Here is a 5,114-nt window from a genome sequence, read left to right on the forward strand (position 1 = left end):
GATGCGCCCCTTCACATCGCGCAGCGAAGATGCCCAGAGCTCCAGTGTATCTTCAACCGACGCGCCGCCATTCATCATGTCCTGAATCATGGTTGCCCATAGATTCAGAACTCCGACAAAAAGGCAACTGTAGTGCTAGGACCGGACGTTTGCGTTAAATGCGCGAATGTCTCGGTCTGGTCGGAAGCGTAAATTCACATTGACTCAATAACATTATTGGGGTCTGGGGCCTTTCGGCCCCAGCGGGGTCAAGGGGCGGAGCCCCTTGCCTAAAGCGCTTTCCTGAACGTCAGGTTGATCCGCGCCCGGCCGGCGAGGGGATGCTCGCCCTCCGTTAGCGGCAGGATCCCGTGAAAATACAGCCGTGCCGTTCCGCCCCAGACCAGCACGTCTCCGCTTTCCAACAAGATGCGGCTGGGTTTGTCGGTGCGTGCGGGGCCGCCCCAGAGGAAGACGGCGGGGAGGCCGAGGGAGACGGAGACGATGGGGGCGGTGAAATCCTGTTCGTTGCGGTCCTGGTGGAGGGTCATTCGCGCGCCGGGGGCGTAGCGGTTGATCAGGCAGGCGTCGGGCGTGAAGTCTGGGAAGCCGCCTTGCGCGGCGGCTTCCTGGGCCAGGAGCCGAAAAATTTCCGGCATGGGGGGCCAGGGGTGGCCGGTTTGCGGATCGGTTGGGGTGTAGCGGTAGCCGGTGCGGTCGGTGACCCAGCCGGCGGCGCCGCAATTGGACATGCCGACCGACATTGGCTTGCCCCAGGGCGTGACCATCTGCCGGAACGGGGCGGTGGCGGCGATGCTTTGCACCGCGGCGAAAAGGTCTGGGGCAGACCCGGCGGCGAAGCCGGGCAGGCGGGTCAGCCCTTCGTAGACTTCGGGGAAGAGGTCCGGCGTCAAATCACCACGTCGCCGGTGATGCAGGTCACGCAATCCCCGCCCACCCAGAAATCCGTGCCCTCCTGTTCGAGGTAGATGCGCCCGGCGCGGCCCATCGCCGTGCCTTGGGCGGCGGTATAGTGCGACGGGGCGCGCCCTGTGCCGATCAGCCAGCGGGCCAGGCCGGCATTCAGGCTGCCGGTCACCGGGTCCTCGCCGATGCCGAGATCAGGCACGAAGCCGCGCACCTCGAAATCGGTTTCGCCCTCCGGTGACGGCGCCACGGCGCCGACTTTCAGAGGACCCATGGCGGCGAAATCGGGCTGGAGCGCCAGGACTTGCGCGCGGCTCGCGAACAGAGCGGCGATCCAGCCGGGTTTTTGCGACACGCGCTGGATGGCGAGAATGGCGGTGGGATCGACGCGCAGGCTGGCGGCGACCTGGGCGCGGGTTGCGTGGTCGATCTCTTCCAGCGTGGTGGGCGGTGCTGCGAAAGCCAGGCGTTCGTCCTTGCGGCGGATGCGGATCAGCCCGATCTCGCATTGCTGCACGATTTCCGTGCCCTGCGGCGTGCCGCCGGCGGCGAGCCAGGCATGGCAGGCGCCCAGCGTCGGGTGCCCGGCGAAGGGCAGTTCGGTGGTGGGCGTGAAAATCCGCACCCGGTAATCGGCAGCGATGCTGGTGGGCTGGAGCAGAAACGCGGTTTCGCTGAGATTGGTCCAGTTCGCGAAAGCGACCATCTGCTCGGTGCTCAGCGCATCCGCGCCGCGCACCACGGCGAGCGGATTGCCCTTGTACGGGACCGCGGTGAACACATCGATCTGCGCGAAGGAGAATTTTTGTTCCATGGGCGTAGTTTATCGCACCTTTGGAAGGAAGAAAGTGGCCGCTTTTTAAAAAAAGCGGCGCAAAATTTTTTGGCTATGCTGGGTCATGGGCGGTGTCCCCGACAAAGCCCATGACCCAGACTCACAAAGTTTTTTTGCTACTTTTTGTTCACAAAAAGTAGTCTTCCTTGCCTTCACGGCAGCATCAACTCCGCGGCCCGCCCGCCTTCCTGCAGATACTTTTCCAGCACCTCGTCCACGGCGGCGAAGGAGTCGAGCCGGTACCACACGCCTTCGGGGTAGAATACGGCGCAGGGGCCGAGTTCGCAGCGGTCCAGGCAGCCGGCCTGGTTCACCCGCACGTTTTTGATGCCGAGTTCTTTCACCCGTGCCTTCATGTAGTCACGGATTTTTTCCGAGCCTTTGGAGGCGCAGCAGCCGCGCTCATGGCCTTCGGGGCGGCGGTTGCCGCAGACGAAGATATGGGTGGAAAAATACGGCGCGGGGTCTGTCTGTCGTCTATCGCCCAAAGCTGTTACTCCCAGGATCTGACCCTATCTAAGGGGGAACATCATCAGCGGGAAGCCAGCGATGCCGAACATGTTGAGCGAGGCGTCCTCGCCGTATTTGCTGCAGCACAGGGACAATCCGGTGCATTGGCAGGTCTGGGGGGCGGCGGCCCTGGAAGAGGCCAAGGCGCGCAACGTGCCGATTTTGCTCTCCATCGGCTATGCCGCGTGCCACTGGTGCCATGTGATGGCGCATGAGAGTTTTGAGGACCCGAACGTCGCGGCGCTGATGAACGCGCATTATGTGAACATCAAGGTCGACCGCGAGGAGCGGCCGGACATCGACCAGATTTATATGACGGCGCTGCATGCGATGGGCGAGCAGGGCGGCTGGCCGTTGACCATGTTCCTGACACCGGACGGCGCGCCGTTCTGGGGCGGCACGTATTTCCCGCCCACGCCGCGCTTCGGCCGGCCGAGTTTTACCCAGGTCCTGCAGGCGCTGGCCAAGGCGTGGGAGACTGACCGGGCGCGGATCGACAGCACGGTCGTCTCGATGACCAGGGCGCTGGCGGCCAATGCGGCGGCACGGCCGGGTGATGCGCCCGGGCCGCAAGTGCTGGACGAGATCCGCGCGCGGCTGCTGCACGGCGTGGACTGGACGCGCGGCGGGCTCGGCGGGGCGCCGAAATTCCCCAACGCCCCGACTTTCCGCTTCCTGTGGCAGGAATCGTTCCGTACCGGTGACACGCAGGCGGCTGATGCGGTGGATCTGCTTCTGAACGCGATGAGCCAAGGCGGCATTTATGACCATGTCGGCGGCGGCTATGCCCGCTACGCGACCGACGAGAATTGGCTGATCCCGCATTTCGAGAAAATGCTCTATGACAACGCGCTGATCCTCGACCTGCTGGCCCTGGTTTATGCGCGGACCGGCAACCCGCTTTACGCCGCGCGGGCGCGCGAGACGGTGGGCTGGCTGTTGCGCGACATGCGCGAGGAAGGCGCCTTCGCCGCCTCGGAGGATGCCGACAGCGAGGGCGTGGAAGGCAAGTTCTACGTCTGGGAGGCTCGTGAAATTGCCGAAATCCTGGGCGCGGAGGGAGCAGAAGAGTTCGGCCGCCATTATGACCTGCCGGAACATGGCAACTGGGAAGAGCGCATCATCCTGGAGCGCAAGACCCCGTTTTCCGATCCCGCCACCGAGGCCCGGTTGGAGGCGGCGCGGCGCCAATTATTGGCCCGGCGCAGCACGCGCATCCGGCCCGGGCGCGATGACAAGATCCTGGCGGACTGGAACGCCCTGAGCATTGCAGCACTTGCACGCGCCGCCGCAGTGTTCGAGGAGCCCGCCTGGCTGGAGCTGGCGAACCAGAATTTCGATTTTCTGCGGCGCGTCATGGGGCAGGCGGATGGCAGGATCGCCCATGCCTACCGCGCCGGAAAGATTTCCGCGGCGGGGCTGCTGGAGGACCAGGCGGCGATGATCCGCGCCGGGCTGGCGCTGTATGAGCATAGCGGCGACAGCGCCCGTCTGCAGCAGGCGCTGCAGATCCTCATTGCCACGGAAACCTATTTCGGTGATGGCGCTGGTACGTTCTTCATGGTGGCGGACGACGCGGTGGACGTGCCGGGCCCGAAAGCGCGGAACGTCACGGATGGTCCCACCCCTTCCGGCATCGGGCTGATGGCGGAGAATTATGCGCGTCTGTTTCATCTGACCGGCGATGCCTCTTACCGGGCCCGGGCGGATGCGCTGCTGGCGGCGTTCGGCGGCCGGGCGGACATGCTGGCCGCCTCCCCGGTGCTGCTCGCGGCGGCGGATCTGCTGGAAAACGCCGCCTGCGTGGTGACCGGTGATGCCGCTCTGGCGCGAGCCGCACTCATCGCGCCCGATCCGGCGGTGGTGGTGCTGCGAGCTTCCGGCCAAGCGCTCTCTCCCGGTCATCCGGCGGCGGAGAAGAAGACGGAGCAGGCGGCGTTTGTCTGTCAGGGCGGCGTCTGCGCCTTGCCGGTGACCACAGCGGAGGCGCTGCGCGCCTTGCTACGGCCGCTCGCCAAAACCTGATTTTTCTGCGCCGCCCGCCAGTGTGAGACTATCCAAGGAGGACGTCATGATCACACGCCGCGATTTTTTGCTTCTGGGAACCGGGCTGGCTGGGTTCCTGGCCACCGCGGAGGGCGTGCGGGCGCAGCCGGTTTATGAAGTCAGCTATAGCGACGCGGAGTGGCGCCGGCGGCTCACCCCGGCGCAGTACAACATCTTGCGCGAGCAGGGCACCGAGGTGCCTTTTTCGAGCGCGTTATTGAACGAGCACCGCAAGGGCACGTTCGATTGCGCCGGCTGCGCTCTGCCGCTCTATTCCTCCGCGACCAAATATGACAGCGGCACGGGCTGGCCGAGCTTCTGGGCGCCGTTGCCGCATGCGGTGCTGACGGCGGACGATAGCTCGCTGGGGATGGACCGGACCGAGGTGCATTGCCGGCGCTGCGGCAGTCATCTCGGCCATGTGTTCGACGACGGGCCGCCGCCCACGGGGCTGCGCTATTGCATGAACGGCCTGGCGCTGACGTTCACGCCGGATTGAGGCATTGTCGCTGACAACGCCCATGGCCCAAGCATAATAAAAATTTTTGCGCTTGGTCTGCCCCTTTAGATGCAGTCCACTTTTAACGTAGGTTTTTTGTAGAGGTGAGCAGCAAGAATGGCGGCTTTTCCGAACAGCAGACGTTCCCGCGGGAACGCTTGAACGTCGCGGTCTGGTCGATATTGTTGATTTAGTCGGGCAATAGACGTGTTTCTCCTTGGCCCCTTGGCTTTTTTTCTGGCATCAGGCCGTGGCGTCGATCTTTGCGCCGTTTATGGCGCTGTGGTGTGACCTATGCGGCCCTTGGTAGGCTCTCCT

Annotated in this window: 5 protein-coding genes; 2 read left to right on the forward strand and 3 right to left on the reverse strand. The window is 64.4% G+C overall.

What is annotated here, in order from left to right; genetic code table 11:
- Positions 1-269 precede the first annotated feature (269 nt).
- The 3 genes from alkB to VGG47_RS11895 form a co-directional block, all read right to left on the reverse strand.
- Entirely contained in the window at positions 270-893 is a 624-nt protein-coding gene (alkB, locus tag VGG47_RS11885; RefSeq protein ID WP_331538780.1) for a DNA oxidative demethylase AlkB, read from the reverse strand.
- The gene (locus VGG47_RS11890; RefSeq protein ID WP_331538783.1) at positions 890-1,720 is read right to left on the reverse strand and encodes a PhzF family phenazine biosynthesis protein; all 831 of its coding nucleotides are present in this window, start codon (positions 1,718-1,720) and stop codon (positions 890-892) included. Before VGG47_RS11890 ends, alkB begins: the two co-directional genes overlap by 4 nt.
- 173 nt (positions 1,721-1,893) lie before the next feature.
- A complete protein-coding gene (locus VGG47_RS11895; protein ID WP_331538785.1) occupies positions 1,894-2,229 on the reverse strand; it encodes a (2Fe-2S) ferredoxin domain-containing protein in 336 nt (111 codons plus the stop codon).
- Between the two features lie 61 nt (positions 2,230-2,290).
- Between VGG47_RS11895 and VGG47_RS11900 the strand changes: the two genes are divergently transcribed.
- Both VGG47_RS11900 and msrB read left to right on the forward strand, forming a co-directional pair.
- Complete coding sequence (locus VGG47_RS11900) at positions 2,291-4,276, forward strand: thioredoxin domain-containing protein (RefSeq protein WP_331538787.1); 1,986 nt, start codon at positions 2,291-2,293, stop codon at positions 4,274-4,276.
- A gap of 46 nt (positions 4,277-4,322) precedes the next feature.
- Positions 4,323-4,796: a peptide-methionine (R)-S-oxide reductase MsrB gene (msrB, locus tag VGG47_RS11905; RefSeq protein ID WP_331538789.1), complete on the forward strand. Its 474-nt coding sequence runs from the start codon at positions 4,323-4,325 to the stop codon at positions 4,794-4,796.
- Positions 4,797-5,114 lie beyond the last annotated feature (318 nt).

The sequence above is a fragment of the Acidocella sp. genome (assembly GCF_036489515.1).
Taxonomy (GTDB): domain Bacteria; phylum Pseudomonadota; class Alphaproteobacteria; order Acetobacterales; family Acetobacteraceae; genus Acidocella.

Excerpts from the sequence above, each read along its gene's own strand:
- msrB (WP_331538789.1), top strand. The coding sequence starts at position 4,323 with ATGATCACACGCCGCGATTTTTTGCTTCTGGGAACCGGGCTGGCTGGG.
- VGG47_RS11890 (WP_331538783.1), bottom strand. The coding sequence starts at position 1,720 with ATGGAACAAAAATTCTCCTTCGCGCAGATCGATGTGTTCACCGCGGTC.
- VGG47_RS11900 (WP_331538787.1), top strand. The coding sequence starts at position 2,291 with ATGCCGAACATGTTGAGCGAGGCGTCCTCGCCGTATTTGCTGCAGCAC.